The sequence below is a fragment of the Paenibacillus sp. 276b genome (genome assembly GCF_900107875.1).
Lineage (GTDB): Bacteria > Bacillota > Bacilli > Paenibacillales > Paenibacillaceae > Paenibacillus > Paenibacillus marchantiae.
The window spans coordinates 2,473,030-2,490,183 of the sequence record NZ_FNRR01000001.1; the positions used below are offsets into that span (position 1 = coordinate 2,473,030).

The 17,154-nt window shown below is 47.5% G+C and carries 20 protein-coding genes; 1 reads left to right on the forward strand and 19 read right to left on the reverse strand.

Translation table 11 applies throughout. The features are described 5' to 3' along the window. Nucleotides 1-43 precede the first annotated feature (43 nt). Nucleotides 44-913, forward strand: a complete 870-nt coding sequence (locus BLV50_RS10555) for a YitT family protein (RefSeq protein WP_063566789.1) — start codon at nucleotides 44-46, stop codon at nucleotides 911-913. Between the two features lie 104 nt (nucleotides 914-1,017). Here BLV50_RS10555 and BLV50_RS10560 read toward each other — a convergent pair whose 3' ends face one another. The 19 genes from BLV50_RS10560 to trpD form a co-directional block, all read right to left on the reverse strand. Then, nucleotides 1,018-1,887: a sporulation protein YpjB gene (locus BLV50_RS10560; protein ID WP_177031155.1), complete on the reverse strand. Its 870-nt coding sequence runs from the start codon at nucleotides 1,885-1,887 to the stop codon at nucleotides 1,018-1,020. Between the two features lie 66 nt (nucleotides 1,888-1,953). After that, nucleotides 1,954-2,580 (reverse strand): DUF1405 domain-containing protein, encoded by a 627-nt coding sequence (locus BLV50_RS10565; protein ID WP_090807585.1) that lies wholly within the window; start codon nucleotides 2,578-2,580, stop codon nucleotides 1,954-1,956. Nucleotides 2,581-2,693: 113 nt separating this feature from the next. Continuing rightward, the gene (locus BLV50_RS10570) at nucleotides 2,694-3,575 is read right to left on the reverse strand and encodes a menaquinol-cytochrome c reductase cytochrome b/c subunit (protein ID WP_090807379.1); all 882 of its coding nucleotides are present in this window, start codon (nucleotides 3,573-3,575) and stop codon (nucleotides 2,694-2,696) included. Between the two features lie 21 nt (nucleotides 3,576-3,596). Then, nucleotides 3,597-4,268: a menaquinol-cytochrome c reductase cytochrome b subunit gene (gene qcrB / locus BLV50_RS10575; RefSeq protein ID WP_017687726.1), complete on the reverse strand. Its 672-nt coding sequence runs from the start codon at nucleotides 4,266-4,268 to the stop codon at nucleotides 3,597-3,599. 15 nt (nucleotides 4,269-4,283) lie between these two features. Further along, on the reverse strand, nucleotides 4,284-4,826 hold the full coding sequence (locus tag BLV50_RS10580) for a QcrA and Rieske domain-containing protein (protein WP_063566786.1): 543 nt from the start codon (nucleotides 4,824-4,826) through the stop codon (nucleotides 4,284-4,286). Between the two features lie 193 nt (nucleotides 4,827-5,019). After that, nucleotides 5,020-5,427 carry a DUF2487 family protein gene (locus BLV50_RS10585; RefSeq protein WP_256337921.1) on the reverse strand — a complete coding sequence of 136 codons (408 nt, stop codon included), beginning with the start codon at nucleotides 5,425-5,427 and terminating at the stop codon, nucleotides 5,020-5,022. Nucleotides 5,428-5,606: 179 nt separating this feature from the next. Beyond that, nucleotides 5,607-5,786 (reverse strand): IDEAL domain-containing protein, encoded by a 180-nt coding sequence (locus tag BLV50_RS10590; protein ID WP_063566784.1) that lies wholly within the window; start codon nucleotides 5,784-5,786, stop codon nucleotides 5,607-5,609. 23 nt (nucleotides 5,787-5,809) lie between these two features. Next, nucleotides 5,810-6,316, reverse strand: coding sequence for a gamma carbonic anhydrase family protein (locus BLV50_RS10595; RefSeq protein WP_072733414.1), 507 nt, complete (start codon nucleotides 6,314-6,316; stop codon nucleotides 5,810-5,812). A gap of 44 nt (nucleotides 6,317-6,360) precedes the next feature. Next, nucleotides 6,361-7,479 (reverse strand): hypothetical protein, encoded by a 1,119-nt coding sequence (locus BLV50_RS10600; protein ID WP_090807381.1) that lies wholly within the window; start codon nucleotides 7,477-7,479, stop codon nucleotides 6,361-6,363. Between the two features lie 236 nt (nucleotides 7,480-7,715). Then, on the reverse strand, nucleotides 7,716-8,315 hold the full coding sequence (locus BLV50_RS10605; protein ID WP_090807383.1) for a histidine phosphatase family protein: 600 nt from the start codon (nucleotides 8,313-8,315) through the stop codon (nucleotides 7,716-7,718). Nucleotides 8,316-8,355: 40 nt separating this feature from the next. Next, nucleotides 8,356-8,991: an anti-sigma factor family protein gene (locus BLV50_RS10610; RefSeq protein ID WP_063566780.1), complete on the reverse strand. Its 636-nt coding sequence runs from the start codon at nucleotides 8,989-8,991 to the stop codon at nucleotides 8,356-8,358. Continuing rightward, nucleotides 8,988-9,581 carry an RNA polymerase sigma factor gene (locus tag BLV50_RS10615; protein WP_053780698.1) on the reverse strand — a complete coding sequence of 198 codons (594 nt, stop codon included), beginning with the start codon at nucleotides 9,579-9,581 and terminating at the stop codon, nucleotides 8,988-8,990. Before BLV50_RS10615 ends, BLV50_RS10610 begins: the two co-directional genes overlap by 4 nt. A gap of 663 nt (nucleotides 9,582-10,244) precedes the next feature. After that, nucleotides 10,245-11,339 carry a prephenate dehydrogenase gene (locus BLV50_RS10620; RefSeq protein ID WP_063566779.1) on the reverse strand — a complete coding sequence of 365 codons (1,095 nt, stop codon included), beginning with the start codon at nucleotides 11,337-11,339 and terminating at the stop codon, nucleotides 10,245-10,247. Nucleotides 11,340-11,366: 27 nt separating this feature from the next. Beyond that, nucleotides 11,367-12,467 carry a histidinol-phosphate transaminase gene (hisC, locus tag BLV50_RS10625; RefSeq protein WP_090807385.1) on the reverse strand — a complete coding sequence of 367 codons (1,101 nt, stop codon included), beginning with the start codon at nucleotides 12,465-12,467 and terminating at the stop codon, nucleotides 11,367-11,369. An 86-nt stretch (nucleotides 12,468-12,553) separates the two neighbouring features. Further along, nucleotides 12,554-13,360, reverse strand: a complete 807-nt coding sequence (gene trpA / locus BLV50_RS10630; protein ID WP_090807387.1) for a tryptophan synthase subunit alpha — start codon at nucleotides 13,358-13,360, stop codon at nucleotides 12,554-12,556. Continuing rightward, nucleotides 13,357-14,556 carry a tryptophan synthase subunit beta gene (gene trpB / locus BLV50_RS10635; RefSeq protein ID WP_063566776.1) on the reverse strand — a complete coding sequence of 400 codons (1,200 nt, stop codon included), beginning with the start codon at nucleotides 14,554-14,556 and terminating at the stop codon, nucleotides 13,357-13,359. Before trpB ends, trpA begins: the two co-directional genes overlap by 4 nt. Next, the gene (locus tag BLV50_RS10640) at nucleotides 14,553-15,290 is read right to left on the reverse strand and encodes a phosphoribosylanthranilate isomerase (protein WP_090807389.1); all 738 of its coding nucleotides are present in this window, start codon (nucleotides 15,288-15,290) and stop codon (nucleotides 14,553-14,555) included. Before BLV50_RS10640 ends, trpB begins: the two co-directional genes overlap by 4 nt. Then, nucleotides 15,287-16,078 carry an indole-3-glycerol phosphate synthase TrpC gene (gene trpC, locus BLV50_RS10645; protein ID WP_063566775.1) on the reverse strand — a complete coding sequence of 264 codons (792 nt, stop codon included), beginning with the start codon at nucleotides 16,076-16,078 and terminating at the stop codon, nucleotides 15,287-15,289. Before trpC ends, BLV50_RS10640 begins: the two co-directional genes overlap by 4 nt. Further along, nucleotides 16,068-17,090, reverse strand: coding sequence for an anthranilate phosphoribosyltransferase (gene trpD / locus BLV50_RS10650; RefSeq protein WP_371121629.1), 1,023 nt, complete (start codon nucleotides 17,088-17,090; stop codon nucleotides 16,068-16,070). The genes trpC and trpD overlap by 11 nt, the downstream gene beginning before the upstream one ends. Between the last annotated feature and the right edge of the window lie 64 nt (nucleotides 17,091-17,154).

Here is a 17,154-nt window from a genome sequence, read left to right on the forward strand (position 1 = left end):
TGATTGCTTTCTCATTCTAATTTGTAAAATGGAGAGGGAACTTATGAGCACTTCCAAAACCTGGGTTCAATTCAAATTGATTCTCCCCATCCTATTGGGTACGGCATTATATGCCTTTGGACTTCTGTACTTCATCATCCCCAACCAGCTCATGGAAGGCGGCGTAACCGGGATTACGGTCCTGCTAAATTATGCGTTCAACATCTCTCCTTCGCTTACAACCTTGGTTGTTAATATTCCACTCTTTCTGGTGGGGCTTAAGATATTGGGCGGCAGACAGATGATCTATACAGGTGTGGGTATAGGAGCACTTACTGTGTTCCTGTGGTTATTTGAAAAAATGATTCATCTTGGTTGGATTGAACCGCTGCATACCCAGAATGATCTTTTACTTGCAGCACTTTACGCTGGAGTTACATTGGGAGCAGGGCTTGGCATCGTATTCCGCTGGGGTGGAACGACAGGTGGCTCTGACATCATTGCCCGCATTCTTAATCGAAAATATGGCTGGAGTATGGGACGTGTACTATTAGGTATCGATTTCATCATTATTGGTATCTCCCTCGTCTACATTCCCAAAGAAAAAATACTGTATACCCTTGTAGCTGTGTTTATCGCTTCTAAAGTGATCGACTTCATTCAGGAAGGAGCCTATTCGGCTCGCGCATTTATGATCATCAGTGACCATGCACCTGAGATTGCAGATTTGATTACCCGTGATATGGACCGCGGTGTAACGCTCATTCCCGCCATTGGTGCATATTCGAAGCAGGCCAAACATGTTGCTTACTGTGTCATCTCCAGGCAGGAATTCCGACGTTTGCAGACGATTGTGCGTTCGGTTGATCCTAGAGCATTTGTTATTATTAGCGATGTGCATGATGTACATGGAGAAGGGTTTAAGGAAAGTTGACCTTTTACTTCTACAAAAAAGAAAACCTCTCTCCCCAAGAGAAGGCCACGAATGGCCTGCCTTGTAGAAAGAGGTCTTTGTCATATCGTGATAACAGTAATGGCTTAACGCCGAAAAGGAAGAATCCCTTGTTGCTGTGCCCGATATTTACGATAACCCGCATAACTTAGCGTTGCTATGATTATGGAAGTAATGAGCAATCCGGCTGCCCTACGATTGGGCCCCTGAACAAACGGTACGAAGGCACTTTCGTCCTTTTCCCGACCAAACAACTGGTTCACCAACTCTTCACCGTGGGTTACCATACTCTTCAATTGTGCGATGTCAGTCTGCTTGGCCGCAGTCAGACCCTTGGTATGAGACAACCAGGCGTCCAGTTGGGCGATCTCGTAAGGTTCACGGCGGATCATCGCCGCAGGCCGGATCGTCTCGTAATGCTCCTCCAGTAAGGCGTAGCGACTTGCTATTATCGCCGAACTTAACTGTTGATTTGCCGCGGTTGATAGCGCATCAATATCATTTTTTACGATTTTATAATACTGGAGCCATAAAGGTTTGGCCGGGTTCGCAAGACTGTCTGCCGCAAGTCGAAGTTTGGCAGAGGCCTGCTGCAGAGATGCATCATCACTTTTCACCCTGACCGCAGCTTCTTTCACTTCAACAATGGTCTCGGATAGGGCATGAATGCCTTCTACTGTCGTCTGACCCTCAAAGGATATATGCTCCAGACCTTTACTGATTCGCAAAATACTGCCTCTAACCTCTTCAATATCATTCTCCAAGGCATGTCGATACAGCAGGGCCGCTTCTTCATTTAATTGCTGAATTGAATTTTTGGCTAATACTTGCTGATCTGTATTTCCGTTCGCACCTGTACTTTCCGCTGATACGCTGTATGACAAGTTCGTCCAGAACAGTAGAGTCATGAACGACACCACCATAAATCCAGTTTTGATCCTGAACGTTCTCTTCATGGACATCCCTCCCACCATCAATGTATGGCGGGCCGGAGTTCCTTAGAACAAGCTTACATTAGGAAATCAGGTCCGTTTGGCCTGTCTCAATGCAAGCCATGCACAGAGAATGCTCACAAGCGTCAGTCCCACTGTGAAGTTGCGTACACCATCCAGATGGTCCATCAGCGATGCGGGCAGCCAAGGGAAGATGTCATAAGTATAATCCATCGTATCGTTTAACAGCGTCCATAATGCAGCGATTGTTAGAGCACCCCAACGGAACCCAAAGAACCGCACATACAGCAGAGCCTCAATAGCCATGGCGCTATGCGACGCAATTAACATCCAATCCTGCCAGTTCTGTGCGCCCCCCTGCATCCAGCCTGCAAAAATGATGGAGACTGCCCAAACACCGTATTTTACCGAAGTAACCACAGCAAGCGCCTGTATGATATGTCCAATCCGATTCAGAAGCATCGATTTCGGCTTGTACAAAATCCACAACAAGGATAGTGTAAAAAACAGACTCGCCGTCGGACTGTCCGGCACAAACACAATTTGCCATAGTGGTTGCTGTGCCAGCGTATATTCCAATTGATCCCCGTACCATATGTATCCATATACTGTTCCTAATGCATTACACCAAAAAAGAAGCCACAGGAAATAACGGTTCGTTAGAAATTCCCGGCTCCAAAAATACGATAAAGCCACATTCTCTGCCCCTTCCATCATATGTGTTCTGCATTCCAAAGATAGGTTTTGCGAAAAACGCCTCAAAAAAACCTGACCGCATAAACGATCAGGTTTCATTGCTTATTTCGATTTTACTGTTCTGCCTTCTGTTTCGCAAGCCATTCTGCCAGATGATTGATGTCATCATCTGTCAGCCCTTGAGCAATGGCGTTGTCGTACTGAGCAGGCATACTGTTATATCCTTCTTTGATAATCGTCAGGATTTCTTCCTGGCTGTGTTTGTCGCCCACACCCCGAAGCGAAGGTCCTCCTGCTCCCTTCATATCAGCCGCATGACATCCGATACATCCGGCCTTTTTGAAGGTTTCCATTGCAGGGTCATCCTTCTCAACGATCGCCACTTCTTCTTTTTGACCTGGCGCATTGGAGGTAGGCAGACCCTGCGCGTGTTTCTCCCGCGCTTCTTCCTCACGCTGAATATGTTCCGGCTTCTGGCCGCTTGCTTCCAACTCATGCGCGTAGTGTGTCCATGCAACATTGGTCAGGTAGAAAACGGCCATCACCGATAGAATCATAAGTGATGATGCAATCGGACGTTTGTAGAAACGCCGCTCCTTGCCTGTATCCAGAAAAGGAGCGAGTAATAAAGCGCCGAAAGCAACTCCACTGACTCCAAGTACCCCGAGCAGGACATAATCACCTGAGGCATATGGGTATTTCAAATACTGATACAGAAAAAGGAAGTACCAGTCTGGCATCGGGATAACCGATGCACTTGGATTGGCCGGATAGCCCAATGGTGCAGGTTCCGAAATCGTTAATACTAGAATACCAACCAGTACAACAACACCAACCATCCATTCCTTCAGCAAGAAGTTAGGAATAAAAGCCTCTGATTTGCCGGGATACGCCGTGTAATCCGGTGGAGTTATAAACCCCGCGCCTTTACGGACGCGTGAGTCCCCGACGAAGATAATCTTTTCCTGGTCATCTGACTTGTGTCCGTGAGCCATGTCGATTCCTCCCTTCTCAGATTATAGTGGTCCCGAAATGCCCTGTCTGCGGATCATAATAAAGTGACCGACCAGAAGCACCAGAAGCACAGCCGGAAGGAAGAAGACGTGCAGGGCAAAGAACCGTGTTAACGTCTGCGCACCTACAATAGTTCCGCCTTGCAGGAATTCCTTAATGATCGGCCCCAGCCAAGGAACCGTATTCGCAATCTCTAGAGTAACCTTGGTTGCAAAGTATGCTTTGTTATCCCAAGGCAACAGGTACCCGGTAAGCCCGAGACCCAGCATGACAAAAAAGATCAGCATGCCGACAACCCAGTTCATCTCCCGTGGTGCTTTGTAAGAGCCGGTAAAGAATACACGCATCGTATGTAAGAACATCATAACGATAACCAAACTGGCTCCCCAATGGTGCATCCCGCGTACAATTTGGCCGAAGGCTACTTTGGTCTGCAAATACTCGACACTGGCGTAAGCATTAATAATATCAGGCACATAATACATGGTCAGGAACATCCCTGACAAAATTTGAATAACAGTGATAAAGAACGTCAATCCACCAAAGCAGTACACGAATGCGGAAAAGTGATGAGCCGGGTTTACGTGCTCTGGAACTTCATGATCCGCAACGTCCCTCCAAATTGGCGTGATATCGAGACGCTCGTCAATCCAGTCATAGACATTTTTAAACATCTGCGTTCACGCCTCCTATTTGACTCGGGTGTTCGGAACAATGTCGCCCAGATAAACCCAACCCTGATCTTCCTTAACCACATACTCATCCAGCGGCTTCGGGGCTACGGCAAGATTCTTGCCTTCTTTGGTATAATGCGCACCATGGCACGGACAATGATATTCGTCGGGATACTGCTTATCACTGTTCCAACCTACGGTACACCCCAAATGTTTACAAATGGGTGACAGCGCATAGATTTTGCCCTGTTCATCTTTCCTGATCCAGGCGATTAACGAAGCATTGCTCAAATACCAACCGTCTTGCTGTTTCACTTCAAACGTAAATTCTTGAGGTTCATTCGTAATTTTGCTGATTTCCGCTACTTTGACAGAGGTGCCTTCTCCCTTGTGCTGCAAAATCGGGTCCACCGCAAAACGGACCATGGGAAGTATTGCACCGGCGGCCATGTAGGCTGTAGCTCCACCAAGCGTGTACGTCAAAAACTGCCTGCGTGACATTTCCATGCGGCTTGGCAATTTCATCGAAGCTTCGTGCTGGTCATGCTCACTGCTCATACTGTCTCCAACCCCCTTTTTCAGCCAACTCTCTTAATCGTTTTCATTATCAGAAATTCCACGACTTACTAGAACATACATAATCATATAGTAGCCCTAGAACACCGTCAAGAATTTGTCACACATTTTTAAGGTTCATTTGTAAGCGTTATTAAAAAAGTGTTGGTAAATTGTCACATTTGTCACAGGTAGGTCATCTTTTCCATAACTCACGGATTTTTTCCCCGACAAAACGCGAAATCCCTTCTTCTCCAACCTCTTGAATTAAAACAGAACGACTTAATACCAAATCTGCAGAAGTAATTTGGGTCTGTTCCATCACACCATCAGATGACATTATAACCACATATTTGAAACCGGAAGATTTGAGTTGTTCGGATAAGGTATTTAATGCCATTGACATATCCGGACACGCATAATGGAATGCAGGGTAAGTCATGATACGCCCTTTAAACGGAATCTCCACTAGATCCAAAAAATCTCTAAGCCGCTCCAACGCCTCAGTTGCTTCAACTGGAGACTGCTTGCCCGTTAGGGCTGTATATGGAATAAGGCATGTATCCAGATAGAGTTGCAGTTCCGCCCAGCTGTCTTGAGTCATCTCACTGAATTTCAATTCCCTAATTCCCCTCTCTATCCATTTTATTCCCATATTATATATGAGCTTATATTATAAATCCAGAGATTGATACTTTTTCCGTGCAGGAATGGTCGTGAACGCAAAAAAGAAATGCGTGTTTCACGCATTTCCTGTGTTATATATTTATTTTTACATGCTCATCAGTTTATGGCCTTCAGTTCATCCGTCAGATTCCGGAAAGCTACTTCGTCTCCGGTAGCCAATGCATTATCGATTTCCATATACAGCTTCTCGCTGCGCTGTTTACGAAGCGCGTCGTCCCACACCATCTCAGCAGCCAGCCCCAACATGACTTCATACGTAACTTTCATTTTATCCAATAGGATGCACCTCCAAAACGGATTTAAGAGCTCCTATACTCCTTTCCTTTGGCAACATAACCTAGTGTAGTTCTCGACATCCGCTCAAGATCTGCATCAGTCAACTCACGTATCACTTTGGCTGGTGTGCCCAAAGCAAGGGTATAGGGCGGAATTTTAGTATTTTCAGTAACAACAGAACCGGCCCCGATCAGCGTATGTTCACCAATTTCGGCTCCATTGAGAATGATAGCGCCCATACCAATCAGCGAACCTGTTCCGATACGACATCCATGGATAATCGCAGAATGTCCTACCGACACATCGTCGTCCAAAATCAAAGGTTGATCCGTGTTGACGTGTCCAACAGCATTATCCTGTATATTACAGCGCCGTCCAATCACAATGGGTGCCAGATCGGCGCGCAGCACAGCATTGAACCAGATCGTAGATTCTTCACCCATTGTCAGATCACCTATTAGTTTGGCGCCTTCAGCCATATATACCGAAGGGTGTAACTGTGGTTGCATACCTTTGTATGGAATTATCATAAGTATCACTCCTTAATTTGGGAGTGATTTTAGCAACTTGTCCTTCACTTGTCAAACATAACGGGGGTAATATCCCCGGATAGCGAGCGACAGGATGACGCAAGGCGTGAACCCCATGCTGTCATTTGTACTGTTCGCCCATCTGCATGCTCTCCAATACGAAGCATGCCTAGGTGCAGCATCATTTTGAGTATCCTGTTGTCATAAATCGTCTCTGCAGTGTCATAATAGAACGGCTGAATGTAGGGACCAATCTGTCGGAACAAAGACTCTGCTGTGGACCAGCTAGCTGCACATTCCCCTGTCCAGCACACAATGGAGGACAGATTGGGAATAGCACCTTTATAAAGTCTTAACCAAAACCGAAATAGCTGTATCATCTCAGCTGTTTTCTCTGCCCCCAGCTTGTCTTCACCGGAAGGTGACAATTTCAGCGAGCCCTGCTCCTCGCGGACCAGACGATGATGAAAAGCGTAGTCATAGATGAACGCAAATCGGTCGGGGTAGTCTTTGAACGAACGACCGTAACCGAATCTCCATCCAGCCTTACCCACCAGCGCCTCACTTACATGCAAATGCTCCATGATCTGCTGCTGAGAACGACGATACATCATGCCTTCTGCGTTTAGTGCTATTTCATGCTGCTGGACAAATTGTAGAAACAGTTTCAGATCATCTGCGAGTAGATGGTATTCATCCCGGTAAACGGGAGGCTCGCTCGTCTGTGCAATGCCGGCTTTCAGGTGAGTGGATAACACATCCCGAAATCTCAATTGCAAATCCTGGGGTACCTGATACAGATACCTGGTCTGTTGAGTTGTGCCATTGAACAACCATCCACTCTTCGTGAAGCGTACGATAAGATCACGTGGACTGGCTCCAGCCTCGCTATCTTTTTTATCCATCGATTGACGAGCAATGGCGACAAGTTCCTCCATACCGAAGTATTGACGGGCATCAAACAGCAAGTTGTTCAAAAATCGCAGATCTACCTGGTTTAGTTCACGAACCTGCTGCTCAAAAAAAGGTCTGCTGCCCAATGTAGTGAGAATACTCTGGATGAGTTCATGTTTGGAATTGGGCTTACACTCGCACTGGTAATAGTCTGCTATTCGATTAAGCTGGCCGATATCGGCAAAAGTAAGCATATCCGCTAGATTCATGGGTCCATCGCCTCGCCCTTGACTACTTTTTGGCTGTTGATTCGGGGCCTGGAGTAGTTTGGTTTTGTAAATATCGTTGACGGAATTCCCATGATCTAAACCTCTTTTTTGCAAATCTTTTATGTTTTAACCATACTATGCCCGAAGTTGCCCGCTCAGAAGAAGAATGAGAGGTTCAAAATCATATAGAATGGCAGTTATAAATTACTATAACGCAAAAAAACAACCTGAGTTAATTACTCAGGTTGTTTTGCCAGATCCAATGAAAGGTGTCGTGTACAGTTATAAAGCAGTGGACTCCAATCGTCACGTTCCTTCTCCAGGATCGTAAGCGACAGGTTTCCAATTCGTTCCGTATAGCGGTCTTTATACAAAGCTGATAGCATATTGGCTAAAAAAGCGCCATGGGAGACAATCAGCACATTTTGGTCCTGATGAGCCTCCCATAAATCCTCCAGAAAGCCCAATGCACGTGTCTGAATATCAGCAATCTGTTCCTGCCCCAAATCCAGCGTCTCCCAAGAAGCGCCCCAGCGAGCAACACGCTCTTCGGACGTCAGACCTTCAATCTGACCAAAGGCACGCTCCTTCAAGCGTGCATCTGGCTCCAGCAAAGGAACATTCAATAGCCCGGAGATAATCTCTCCCGTCTCCTGAGCCCTGGACAGCCCGCTCGTAATGATGTGGTCCCAGCGATACTCTTCGGTAAGCAAACGTCTACCCAGACGTTCAGCTTGCTCACGACCTTCTGCATTCAGAGGTATGTCTGTCTGTCCCTGAATACGTCCTGCCGCATTCCAGTCGGTTAGACCGTGACGAATAAGCCCGATCCGCATCTCATCCCTCATTTCTCTATACGGTGAACGAAAGCTTTACCTAAGCACGTGCACCTTGTTTGCGTTTGTTCGTTGTACGATGCATCCGTCCAAGAGAGAACAGAGCCATACCTATTGCAAGCAGCGACAACGCCATCCAGTACTGAGGATACGCTGGGCCCATGCTCACAACGAAGGGCTCAATAATACTACCTCTGTCCGCTCCCGTCATGTTGTACTTGTACAATCCGGAGGAAGAAGGCTCACTGCCCGCTACTCCTGTCTCCAAAATGCCCGTAGAGACCACGTTGGTCTGCTCAGCTTCTGATACGTCTGGCTTAAACATCGCCATGTACAGAAAGCTGCATAAAAAAATTGCCAGGAACGCAGCAATCCACAAAGACATATGCTTGCGGATTACAGCAGAGAAACGATTAACCTTTGCCTCTTCCGGCAGTAGCCATGGAGACTCCGCATAGATCCGGTCCATAACATTACGGTTCACTTTCTCTGCTTGTTGTTCTGTCACTGGGACCGGTATGCTGTGCATCAGAATTTGAGCTTCTTCCCACACCTCAAATTGCTGCGAGCAATCTTCACAACCAGCGAGATGAGCATGAAATGCAATTCGCTGAGGATGAGCTTCCGGCAAGTCCCAGACCAGTGCAAACAGTTCCTGGGCTTCATTGCAATTCATCTGTTCTTCATCCCTTCATATGGCTCGTAGACCGGTTCGAAGAAATAAGGTTCCAATTGAGTTTTTACGCTTGACCTTGCTCTGAACAATAACGATTTTACAGAACTGACGCTCTGCCCAAGAATATTTGCAATCTCCTGGTAATCTAGTTGATCATACTCTCGGAGTATAATGGCAGAACGCTGCTTCTCCGGTAAATTGTTAATTGCATCCCTAACCAGCATCACCCGCTCACTGCGCAATACAGCATGCTCTGGCGCATTCTCAGAAGGAGCAACAGGTACAATACCGCTCTCTTCAAGTGGAACACTCCCACTACGCTGTTTGCGAAGCTCACTCAGTACCGTATTTCTCGCAATGGTATATAACCAGGTTGAGAATGAGGCATCCACCTCTCGGAATGAGTGCAGACTGCGGAACGCCTTATAGAAAGTCTCAGAACAGAGATCTTCCGCAAGCAGCTCCATATTAGAACTTTTCAACATATGATATACGAAAGCCAGTATTTTACGCTGATAACGACTCATCAGCTCGGAATATAACTCCAGGTTACCTTCCTTGATCTCTCGAATCAACTGGGAATCCGTCATTTGAGTGCGACCCCTCCTCGCCCATCCATGTGCTTCTCCCCGTTCGACTCTATCCATGTATTACCGAACAGGCACAAAAAAGTTGCGGTTTTCACCGCATAAAACAGCGTTCAGCGCCAAAACAGGCCTTCCCGCCAAATTCCCCTATGTAATGGCAATTTCCCCAACGTTTCTACATTAACAGTATTTATTGTACAACGGTCTGCATCGTCCTGGCAAATCCATGGCTTCCATTGAAGCCCGACCAGTCATTATTATGCGGCCGTTTTCTCGTCCATGACTTCAATTTGATCCCTTTTGTGAAGCCACTCATATATTGGACGAACGAAGGCCTCAAAAAGTTTGTGTGAATAAAGAATTAATTCAAAATTTCAGTTCCAAATGAAGATCTATTCCACTTTGATGCAAGGATTATATTTCCTTAATTTACGAATGTTATAATTAATTCAAACAATTTTACTCAAAGTGTTGACAAAATGAAAACGGATACATATAATAAAAGTACAGTATGGTTTCTCTCCACTCCTATCCAATAACTGTATTGCTCCACGTGAGCAATGGCCGCTTATGTAAGCGGTCTTTTTTTTGTCCTTTTTTAGAACATGTCCTGTAACAGTTAGTTTTCAACACAAAGAAAGAGGGCTTTCGCCCCCTTCTAAAAACCTAAATCCACACTTGATACCCTAGGGAATCCAGCAACGTTTTGGCCCGTTCCATCTCTTCTTCTTGCCGGAACGACAAACGCATAATGCCCGGTACATCGACCCGGTTCTCAATAATCTCCATGTTGCTTAAGTTAATATCATTCGCCCCAAGCTCGGTGGCAATCTTGCCGATCATCCCCGGTGCATCCTGTACATCCGTATACAGATCAAACAACGACGAGATCATACCTTTCCGTCGTTCTGGCAGCACACTGCGGAACTCGCGTGCCTGACGAAACGCCTCCTCAATGCCCTCACCATTTTGTTGCTCCAGCATTTCGGTGAAAGCCGTCATCTGGCCGTTCCAGTCCTTCAGCAAGCCCAGCAGCACCTCACGGTTGCTCAGCAGAATATCTCTCCATACAATGGCATCACTGGAGGCAATCCGAGTAATATCCCGGAAACCGCCTGCAGCCAGCATTTTATACAAAGGATTCGATTCATTATATTCGCGCACCTGGTTCACCAGCGCAACTGCAATAACATGTGGCAAGTGACTAATCGCCCCCACAATGTCATCGTGCAGCAGCGGCTCTACACGTACAATCTGGGCACGTGTATACGCAAGAAGATCAGATAACCTGTCATAAGCTTCCTCAGGTACATATTCTGAAGGGGTCAAGACATAGTATGCATTCTCGAATAATACTGCCGAGGCTGCATCTACACCTGCACGCTCAGATCCGGCCATCGGATGCCCGCCGATAAAGTATGCGTCACTCATGCGGACATGCTCAGCACAGGCTGCGATGGACGCCTTTGTGCTTCCTACATCCGTAATAATACATCCCTTTTTCAAGGGAAGCTTGGCCAATTGTCCAAAATAGGATTCGAGCAGCCCAACAGGTACGCACAAAAAAATAAAGTCGGCATCCTGTACCGCTTCCTCCAGAGAGAGCGTAGCATCATCCACTACACCACTCGCTATGTACTTGTCCTTCAGTTCAGGCAGGTGGGCATAGCCCATCACCGTTACACCAGGCTTGCCTTTGAAGCAAAGCGCCAATGAACCGCCAATGAGCCCTACACCGATCATTGCAATTTTTAGTTTCATGGGTCCTCACTCTTTTCATCGCCAGATTTAAGGGCGTGCTACCGCCTTCTCAGCCAGCGTGTTCTCCAGTGCCGTGACAAACGCACGGTTCTGTTCTGATGTTCCTACGGACACACGAATGTATGTTGGATATACATGGAATCCAGGACGAACAATAATGCCTTGTTTCAATAGCGACTGAAATGCCGTTGCAGAAGGCATGTCCAGATCAACCATGATGAAGTTACCCTGCGAAGGGAAAAACGGCAGTTCTAACCGTGTGAACTCATTTTGCAAATACGCTCGTTCTACCGCATTACGTTCCGCGCACTCTTGGACAAAAGCCTGATCCTCAAGTGCAGCTTTCGCCGCAGCCTGACCGAATCGTGAAGTATTAAACGGCTCACGCACACGGTTGATCAGATCGATTACTTCCGGGCGTGCAATACCGTATCCAATACGCAATGAAGCCAGTCCATAGATTTTGGAGAATGTCCGCAAGATAACCAGGTTAGGATAACGCTCAATCATAGGAACACTTTGTGGATACGCCTCATCCGTTACGAATTCATAATAGGCTTCATCCAGCACAACCATGACGTGAGAAGGTACACGATCCATGAATGCCGTCAATTCCTGCTCAGAGATAATTGTACCCGTTGGATTATTGGGGTTACATACCCAGACTGCTTTGGTCTTATCATTGATTTGTGCCAGCATGGAAGTCAGGTCATGAGTTCCATCTTTAAGTGGCACTTCAATGCTGACAGCACCCTCGATGTCAGCGTTACTTTTGTATACAGAGAACGTCTGGTCAGCCATGATGTTCTCGTCTCCCGGGAGGAAGAATGCACGAGTGATCAACGCAATGATCTCATCCGATCCACAACCAAAGATCAGATTATCCCGTTCCACCCCCAGATGCTTCGCCAGCACTTCAGTCAGTTCCGTGGAACTGCCATCCGGATATATGCTTACATTGACCAGCTCTCTGGTGATCGCTTCAAGCGCAGCAGGCGAACTTCCATATGGATTTTCGTTGGAGGCCAGCTTGATCACTTGCTCCAAACCCAGTTCACGTTTCACTTCTTCAATCGGTTTGCCCGGTTTATATACAGGCAGATTGACAATCTGGGACTTCGGTTTCAACCCGACCGCCTCCTGTTATTGAAATAGTTATGGACATGCCTCAGCCTGTGCTGAGCATGCCCCGGAGATGTAACATCATTTAATCCCTATCCTCTTAATTGTGCCACAAAGTTGCGAATTTGCAACAGTCCCGCCTGACGCGTATCCGGGTTTCCAAGAAGAGGTATAGCTTCTTCCACCTGACGAACGATAGCACTACCAACAACAACACCATCACAGATGCGGGAGAAACGAGCTACCTGCTCGTGACTGGAAATGCCGAAGCCAACAGCGACAGGAATATCTGTCAGGCTCTTTACAGTTTCAATGAAGCTCTCTACCCCATCGAAAAAGGAAGCTCTCTCTCCCGTGACACCCAGAGAAGAGACACAATAGATGAAACCACGTGCTCCCGTGACAATACGCTCGATTCTCGCGTTGGACGTAGGGGCTACGAGCGGAACCAAATGCACACCTGCAGCATCTGCACGGCGTCGCATATCCTCGGCTTCCTCAATCGGAAGATCCGGGATGATCATGCCGCTGATCTCATGTTTGACCAACTCGTCAAAAAATACATCCAATCCCGTCTGTAATACTGGATTATAGTAGGTGAACAGGACAAAAGGCATTTTCACACCCTCCGCACGCGCTCTGGCTGCTGTCTCCATACAAGTCCGAATCGTGATCTGACTTTTCAATGCACGCTCGGAAGCTCGCTGGATTACCGGTCCATCTGCGAGCGGATCAGAATAGGGAACACCGAGTTCCAAAATGTCTGCCCCCGCCTGTTCCAATTCCTTAATGATTTCCACCGTGGTGTCCACATCTGGATCTCCAACCGTAAGGAATGGAATAAGTGCTGTCCGGTTCTGTTCTTTCAATTGTTGGAAGGTCTGGTCCATCAGGTTCATGCCAAGTCCCCTCCTGTGTATTTCATAATGGATTCAACGTCTTTGTCACCACGACCGGAAAGACAGATCACAACGATATCATCAGCACTGAGTTCAGGCGCAAGCTTGACAACCTGCGCAACAGCATGGGCTGACTCCAAAGCGGGAATAATGCCTTCTGTTCGGCTCAGCAACTGCAAGGCATCCAATGCCTCCTGGTCCGTAATCGGAACATATTTTGCACGTTTAATATCTTTGAGATAGGAATGCTCGGGACCAACACCCGGATAATCAAGTCCCGCTGAAATGGAATGGGCTGGCTGAACCTGTCCATATTCATCTTGCAGTAAATAACTCATCGAACCCTGGAATACACCGTGTGTCCCTTTGCTCATCGTAGCCGCATGGAACTCGGTGTCCACCCCTTTACCTGCTGCTTCAACTCCAACAAGCTTCACATCCTGATCGCCAATAAACGGATAGAACATACCGATTGCATTACTTCCGCCGCCTACAGCTGCAACAATCACATCTGGCAACCGTCCTTCAATCTCCTGAATCTGGCGCCGTGTCTCATCACCGATCACTCGCTGGAAGTTACGTACCATCATTGGATACGGATGAGGACCGACTACCGATCCAAGCACGTAGAAGGTATCTTCCACATTACTAACCCAGTAGCGGAGCGCCTCGTTTCCTGCATCTTTCAATGTGCGCGTGCCAGATGTCACCGGAATGACTTCCGCCCCAAGCAGCTTCATCCGAAATACGTTCAACTGTTGCCGTTGCGTATCTTCTTCACCCATAAACACTTTACATTCAAGCCCCAGCAATGCAGCAACTGTTGCGGTGGCAACGCCATGCTGTCCTGCACCTGTTTCGGCGATGACTTTCTTTTTTCCCATTCGTTTAGCCAGCAATCCCTGTCCAATAGCGTTATTGATCTTGTGCGCTCCCGTATGGTTCAGGTCTTCACGTTTCAGATAAATTTTAGGTCCACCCAAGCGGCGGGATAATTGCTCTGCATGGTATAAAGGTGTTTCCCGGCCAGAATACTCGCTTAACAGGTAATTCAGTTCCTTGTTAAATTCCTCGTCTTCAGAGAAGTGGCTATACGCTTCCTCCAGTTCGATCAGAGCGTTCATTAGTGTCTCAGGTACAAAGCGGCCTCCGAAGGGACCGAAACGCCCGTGTTGATCCGGCAATTGATGTGTCATGCCTGCTTCACCCTTTCTACAAATGCTGTAATTTTCGCAATATCCTTCACACCTTCGGACTCTACGCCGCTGGATACATCGACGCCGTCCGGTGCATATGTCTGTATCAGTTGTTGCACATTATCCGGCTGTAAACCTCCTGCCACGAACAACGCGATTCCATGTTTTCTTGCCCACTCGGCGTAGAAAGGAATTCGTTCCCAGGCAAAGGTTTTACCGGAGCCCCCTCCATAGAGCGGGTCAAACGTATCGAGCAATATGGCGTCCACCACATTTTTATATGGATCAAGTGCCAATAAGGCAGTATCGTCAGCTAATGAACCTGTTTCATCCTTGGCAAAAGAGAAAGCCTTGAACACTTCGGTACCGAAGTGCTGCTTCACCTGTTCACAAAATTCCGGCGATTCCTGTCCATGCAGCTGAATGACATCCAGGCGTGAAATCTGCATGATGCTTTCCAGCTCTTCGAGCGTAGGATTCACGAAAACACCCGCCAGCTTCGGCCGATCAAACATCGTCCAGTCCAAGAGAACCGTTCTTAGCTCGGCACCCTGTTCAGGCGTAATACGGCGACGGGATGGGGCAAAAACAACACCAACGTAATCCACAGGCAAGTTTATCATCGATTTTAGCACTTCAACGTCCTGAAGTCCACATATTTTTACAGCCGCTGCCGGCCGGGTTCGCAGATCCACGTCTCTGCTGTTTGTGCCGTCATGATTGAATGCATTCATGCTTTTGGTCCCATCAGTTCATATACCGCTGCCTCAACATCGTCCTTACGCATCAGATGCTCCCCAACAAGGATACCATGCACACCTGCCTCAATAAGAGATTCCAGTGGCTGAGGGCCGTCAATTCCACTTTCACTGATTAATGTGACACCATCCGGAATCAAGTTCATCAAATCCAACGTGGTGTTGAGACTGGTTTCGAACGTTTTCAGATTGCGGTTGTTGATGCCCACAAGTGTTGCCTGCGGTATATCGAGTACTTGCTCCAGTTCAGCACGATCATGGACTTCAATTAATGCATCCAGGCCCAGACTTTTGGCAAACGTCAGATATTGACGCATCTGTTCGGGTGTCAGAATACTCGCAATCAGCAAAACGGCGTCCGCGCCAAGCAGCCTTGCCTCGGCAATCTGTCGTTCATCTATAATAAAATCTTTGCGCAGTAGCGGTATGTTCACAGCTTCATGAATGGCCTGCAAGTATTCGCTATTTCCCTGGAAATAAGAAACGTCGGTCAATACGGATATACAATCCGCTCCAGCCCGTTCGTATGCGGAAGCAATTTCTACTGGATGAAAATCAGGACGAATCAGTCCTTTGGACGGAGAAGCCTTCTTCACTTCGGCAATGAGACCCAGTTTACGGTTACGTCTCTCTGATAGAGCACGTTCGAATCCACGAGTATTGGGTAATGCCTCTATCTTTTTCAGCGCATCGTCCATCTGAAATGTTTGTGCCAGAACTTCAACTTCTTTATGTTTGGTTGCTACGATTCGATCAAGATACATGACTGTACGCCTCCGTTGTATGAATTAACTGTTCCAGCTTCCCGGCAGCCTTGCCGGAGTCTACAGCGTCTGTCGCCATCAACACACCTTCTGCAATGGTATTTGCTAGACCGGATACATAGATGCACGCCCCGGCATTCAACAGAACGACATCGCGGTATGCGCTCCGTTCTCCCTGGAAGATCCTTTTAATAATTTCGGCGTTCTGAGCCGCATCTCCTCCAAGAACCGATTCCAGCGGATGTAACGATAATCCCATATCACGTGGATCAATGTCATACGTATGCACTTCACCATTACGCAGCTCGGATACCTGGGTAGGTGCGGAGATGCTGATTTCATCCAGTCCATCATGACTCGCTACAACCAAAGCTCTTTTCAGCCCCAGACGATTCAGCACTTCAGCGATCATCGGTGTCCGGCTGCGGTCATATAAACCAAGCAATTGTCGATCCGCTCCCGCAGGATTGGTTAGAGGTCCGAGCATGTTAAAGATCGTACGCACACCCAGCTCTTTTCTTGGCGCAGCAGCATGTTTCATAGAAGGGTGGTACACCTGAGCAAAACAAAAACAGATTCCGATCTCATCGAGACATTGTCTCGCCTGCTCTCCGTCCAGATGAATATTCACGCCCAATGCTTCAAGTACATCCGCACTGCCCGCCTTGCCTGAGGCAGAGCGATTTCCATGCTTCGCCACCCGGACAGAGACTGCTGAAGCAATGATCGCCGATGCTGTTGAAATGTTGAACTTATGAATACCTGAACCACCTGTTCCACAGGTGTCCAGCAGTCCATTGCCGTCGGTCAGGATCCGTCCGCCCTGTCCACGCATGGCTTCGGCAAACCCCGTGATTTCATCCACCGTTTCCCCCTTCATCCGCAAGCCCATAAGCAAACCTCCGATTTGAGCCGGAGTGGCCTCACCTCTCATGATGGAGTACATCAAGTCACGCGCTTCCGCCTGCTCCAGATGGCTGCCCTCCAAAATTTTGGCAAGGCCATTCTTCATTCCTTCCGCATGACTAACTTCACTTACAGATCGCTCGGATTCTTCATTCATGACTGGGTTCATA

Bases quoted from the DNA above. Each gene is read 5' to 3' on its own strand.
- BLV50_RS10555 (WP_063566789.1), top strand. From the start codon at position 44: ATGAGCACTTCCAAAACCTGGGTTCAATTCAAATTGATTCTCCCCATC.
- BLV50_RS10560 (WP_177031155.1), bottom strand. From the start codon at position 1,887: ATGAAGAGAACGTTCAGGATCAAAACTGGATTTATGGTGGTGTCGTTC.
- BLV50_RS10570 (WP_090807379.1), bottom strand. From the start codon at position 3,575: ATGGCTCACGGACACAAGTCAGATGACCAGGAAAAGATTATCTTCGTC.
- qcrB (WP_017687726.1), bottom strand. From the start codon at position 4,268: ATGTTTAAAAATGTCTATGACTGGATTGACGAGCGTCTCGATATCACG.
- BLV50_RS10580 (WP_063566786.1), bottom strand. From the start codon at position 4,826: ATGAGCAGTGAGCATGACCAGCACGAAGCTTCGATGAAATTGCCAAGC.
- BLV50_RS10585 (WP_256337921.1), bottom strand. From the start codon at position 5,427: ATGACTCAAGACAGCTGGGCGGAACTGCAACTCTATCTGGATACATGC.
- BLV50_RS10595 (WP_072733414.1), bottom strand. From the start codon at position 6,316: ATGATAATTCCATACAAAGGTATGCAACCACAGTTACACCCTTCGGTA.
- BLV50_RS10600 (WP_090807381.1), bottom strand. From the start codon at position 7,479: ATGAATCTAGCGGATATGCTTACTTTTGCCGATATCGGCCAGCTTAAT.
- BLV50_RS10605 (WP_090807383.1), bottom strand. From the start codon at position 8,315: ATGCGGATCGGGCTTATTCGTCACGGTCTAACCGACTGGAATGCGGCA.
- BLV50_RS10610 (WP_063566780.1), bottom strand. From the start codon at position 8,991: ATGAATTGCAATGAAGCCCAGGAACTGTTTGCACTGGTCTGGGACTTG.
- BLV50_RS10615 (WP_053780698.1), bottom strand. From the start codon at position 9,581: ATGACGGATTCCCAGTTGATTCGAGAGATCAAGGAAGGTAACCTGGAG.
- BLV50_RS10620 (WP_063566779.1), bottom strand. From the start codon at position 11,339: ATGAAACTAAAAATTGCAATGATCGGTGTAGGGCTCATTGGCGGTTCA.
- trpA (WP_090807387.1), bottom strand. From the start codon at position 13,360: ATGAACCTGATGGACCAGACCTTCCAACAATTGAAAGAACAGAACCGG.
- trpB (WP_063566776.1), bottom strand. From the start codon at position 14,556: ATGACACATCAATTGCCGGATCAACACGGGCGTTTCGGTCCCTTCGGA.
- BLV50_RS10640 (WP_090807389.1), bottom strand. From the start codon at position 15,290: ATGAATGCATTCAATCATGACGGCACAAACAGCAGAGACGTGGATCTG.
- trpC (WP_063566775.1), bottom strand. From the start codon at position 16,078: ATGTATCTTGATCGAATCGTAGCAACCAAACATAAAGAAGTTGAAGTT.
- trpD (WP_371121629.1), bottom strand. From the start codon at position 17,090: ATGAAGAATGGCCTTGCCAAAATTTTGGAGGGCAGCCATCTGGAGCAG.